Raw genomic sequence first — 3,955 nt, 5'->3', positions numbered from 1 at the left:
ATCTTTGATGCTATCGCGTTTGTCGAATTCTTTTTTACCTTGAGCCAGTGCAATTTCTATTTTAGCGAAACCTCTTTCGTTGATGAAAATGCGTAATGGAACGATGGTATAACCTTTTTCTTCGCCTTTAAGCTTTAATTTTCTAATTTCTTTCTTCTGTAGTAATAAGGCGCGATCGCGTTTAATATCGTGATGATAGAAAGAGCTGTGTGTATATTCCGAAACATGAAGGTTGCGCACATACAGGTTCCCCCCAATAAACATGCAAAATGCATCTGTCATGTTGGCTTTACCTTGTCTGATTGCTTTTATTTCAGTTCCTAAAAGCGCAATCCCTGCTACGTATTTATCTAAAAGATTGTAGTCGAAATATGCTCTTTTATTTTTTATGTTGATGTCGTTTTTCAAAATTGTAATAAAGTATATGTTGTTGTAATATATACTATTGTATATAATTATAATGTTAAGGCTACAAATGCAGCTATAAAATACCGCCTCGTCATGCTGAACTCGTTTCAGCATCTTTTATAACTATAAAGATCCTGATCCCGAATATTCGGGACAGGATGACGACTGTTTATGCGATTTGCCCTCAACCGTTGCAAATATCTTAAAAAATGATGTGATAATTTAGTTTTAATTTTAATAGTTCGGATTAAAGAAGTTAAGTTTGAATAGCCAAATTGTTTTAAAAACTTGACTTCTTTGATATTAGGAAATGCACGGGCAGTTCTTTTGGCAGCCTCAGTCCTGCTTTTGCTCCAACAAAAGCAGAAAAAGCTTTTGGTTTCCGCGTCAATCAGGTTTATTTATGGTGGGCCTGTGCAATAAGAAACCTTTCATCCGCCAACCAGGCTCTTGTTTATGGGAAAAGTGGCAAGAGGTCGTCATTTCGAGMGAAGTGCAATGCAACCGAGAACCCGAAGGCTCAGCGAAGCTAAATCTGTCTCGATAGATCTCTCTCCCGAAAGTTCGGGACTGCGCTTCAGTCGAGATGACGACGATTTTTAAACTAAAACCTCCGAATAAGGAATCAATTAAAATGTTCATCTGTTTGTAAAAGCTAAGGATATATTATTATGTTCGTATTTATTCGTTTAAGTTTGGACTTTAAATCTCAAAAATGAAATTCAGGAACCTACTTTTAATCTTATTGTTAACCGTTACTTTTCAGGTAGAAGCACAGCAACCTACTTTATTGCCACAATTCACTTTTTACAAACTGGATGGAAAACCATTTTCAAATAATGATATTAAACAAGGAAAAAAGAACCTATTTATCTTATTTGATTGTACTTGTGAACATTGCCAGAGGGAAAGTAAAAACCTGAACACCAATTACGCCAAGTTTAAAGACGTTAATATTTACATGATTACCATGGATGAGGGCTATATCATTCCGCAGTTTTTCAATTCTTACGCCAAGGGTTTAAATGCCAAGCCTAATGTACTGGTATTACAGGATAAAAAACGCATGTTTATCCCAACCTTTTTGCCAAAACAATATCCATCAATGTACTTATATTCTTCAAACGGTAAATTGCTCATGTACCAATCGGGAGATGGTGGAGTAAAGAAGCTAATGACGGTAGTAGGTAAATAATCTTATTTTTAGCCACAGATAAACACGGATTTTGAAATCAGTATTCATCTTTTTGATCTGTGGTTAATTATTATAACAGTGAGTAAGTTATAAGCTAAAGGACAGGTCTAAAAATTTTACCGGATGATCAAAACCGGAATATTTACCTTATGCCTTACAGAATCAACTGTGGTACCGAAAATAAGGTCTTTCAAGCCTTTATGACCATGCGCACCCATTACCAATAGCTCAATTTCATTTTTGTTGCTGATATCGGCTATGGCTTTACCGGTACTTCCAAAACCGATAAAAGGCGTAGAATCATATCCAAGATCTTCCAGATTAGCCCTGTATTTCTCCAGGTTAGCAGCATCGCTCTGCGTTTCATGGTCCATTACTTCATTACCAAGATAGCGGGCAGCAGCAGTTTCTACGACATGGATAAGATAATAGTGTGCCTCTTTACCACCCTGAATTAAAGCATGCCTGATGGTGTTTCGATCGTTTTTAGAGAAATCTACAGCAATTCCAATCCGCTTATAACTGATTTTATCTATTTTTCCAATATCCAAAGCATTTCCATGCGGTACAAGCTGTTTTGAAGCATTCCTTTTCTTTTCTAATAGCGGGTGGAAGAAAACATAAAGCAGGAGTAAAACGATCAGGATTAATGCCGGTATTACAATCACATAAATCCACCAATTGTTGGCCTCTTTTGCCCAGCCACTTATTTCTTCAATTACCAGTTTCACATTCAATGCGATAATAGCTAAAGCACTTGCCCATGCCAATACCTTAACCCATGGTTTAATTGCAAAATCTTTCATCAGTTTTTTATCTGATGTAAAATGAATTAGTGGAATAATGGCAAAACCCAATTGCAAACTTAATACCACCTGACTCAATACCAGCAAGCCACCAAGCGCATTTTCGCCATAATGTAATATAGTGAAAAATGCAGGAATAATAGCCAAAAGACGTGTAATCATGCGCCGTAACCAAGGTTGAATCCTTAAGTTAATGTGGCCTTCCATAATAATCTGTCCTGCTAAAGTTCCGGTAACAGTAGAGCTTTGTCCGGCGGCGATTAGCGCTATAGCAAATAGGGTTGGGGCAACATTGCCAAAAATGTTCGAAAGTAGTTTATGTGCATCCTGAATTTCGGCCACTTCGTGCAATCCATTTTTATAAAAGGCAGCTGCAGCAAGAATCAGTATGGCGGCGTTAACAAAAAAAGCAAGGTTTAATGCAACCGTTGTATCAATGAGGTTAAATTTTAAGGCTTCCTTAATTCCTTTATTACTGCGCTCAATCTTCCTGGTTTGTACTAATGATGAATGTAAATACAGGTTATGCGGCATTACTGTGGCACCAATAATCCCAATGGCAATATAAAGCGCATCGCCATTTAGTATGGAGGGTTCAAAACCTTTAGCTACCTCTTTAAGTGAGGGTTCTACAATAAACATTTCAACCAGAAAGGAAATTCCGACAATAAAAACCATTGAAACGATAAAGCCTTCCATGGCCCGCATACCTTTATTGAGTAAAAAGAGCAATAAAATGGTGTCGAAAATGGTAATTGAAATACCCCAGATTAATGGCAATCCAAAAAGGAGCTGTAAACCAATGGCCATCCCGATAATTTCGGCTAAATCGCAGGCTATAATTGCGGTTTGTGCTAAGCCAAATAATGGAATATTGGCCCAACGCGGATAAGCTTGTTTAGAGGCTTGTGCTAAATCCAGCCCTCTTACTATCCCCAAACGGGCACTTAACGATTGTAAGAGTAATGCAATGAGGTTCGACATCAGTAAAACCCAAATTAATTGGTAACCGAATTTACTGCCACCTGCTAAATCGGTGGCCCAGTTGCCTGGATCCATGTAGCCAACACTAATTAAATAAGCAGGACCAATGAAAGCTAAAATTCTTCTCCAGCCTTTTCTTTTATCTGTATTTACACTTTGATGTACTTCACTTAACGATTCAGTTTTTGCCATTACTGCTAATTAAAATATGTTTTGCAACTTCTCTACTAATATTAATTTGCTTACCGGATAACAGGATTTCTACTGAACCATCAAAATCGGTCACATCGCTGATCTGGATTTTTTTACCTAAGGTTAAGCCTAGTTTCTCTAAATGTTTTAAAAATGCCGAGCTATGCTGGGTAACACCGGTAATGGTGCCATGATCACCTATTTTTAGTTCGATTAATTTAATAAACTGGGTTTTGGCAAATCTTCCGTTTTTATCGGGAATGGGGTCGCCATGAGGATCGGCTTTCGGAAAGCCTAAAAACTCGTCTAATCTTTCAATCAGCTCAATTGATTTAATATGTTCCAGCTCTTCAGCCACATCATGTACCTC

Annotated in this window: 4 protein-coding genes; 1 reads left to right on the top strand and 3 read right to left on the bottom strand. The window is 37.5% G+C overall.

Features of this window, described 5'->3' with window-relative positions; translation table 11 throughout:
- Positions 1 to 408: SsrA-binding protein (gene smpB, locus AC1DPQ_RS20315; RefSeq protein WP_477610693.1), on the bottom strand; the 408-nt coding region annotated here is incomplete at its 3' end.
- Positions 409 to 1,123: 715 nt separating this feature from the next.
- Here smpB and AC1DPQ_RS20310 point away from each other — a divergent pair.
- Positions 1,124 to 1,603 carry a TlpA family protein disulfide reductase gene (locus tag AC1DPQ_RS20310; protein WP_477610692.1) on the top strand — a complete coding sequence of 160 codons (480 nt, stop codon included), beginning with the start codon at positions 1,124 to 1,126 and terminating at the stop codon, positions 1,601 to 1,603.
- Positions 1,604 to 1,719: 116 nt separating this feature from the next.
- On the opposite strand, the gene AC1DPQ_RS20305 is transcribed toward AC1DPQ_RS20310, so the two are convergent.
- On the bottom strand, positions 1,720 to 3,585 hold the full coding sequence (locus AC1DPQ_RS20305) for an Nramp family divalent metal transporter (protein WP_215128356.1): 1,866 nt from the start codon (positions 3,583 to 3,585) through the stop codon (positions 1,720 to 1,722).
- A partial coding sequence (locus tag AC1DPQ_RS20300; RefSeq protein ID WP_477610691.1) for a metal-dependent transcriptional regulator occupies positions 3,572 to 3,955 on the bottom strand: 384 nt, incomplete at its 5' end. The genes AC1DPQ_RS20305 and AC1DPQ_RS20300, both read right to left, overlap by 14 nt.

It is taken from the genome of Pedobacter sp. 01T416_2, from assembly GCF_056398925.1.
Note: the sequence above shows the minus strand (reverse complement) of the source record. Positions and strands in the feature narration are given on the sequence as shown.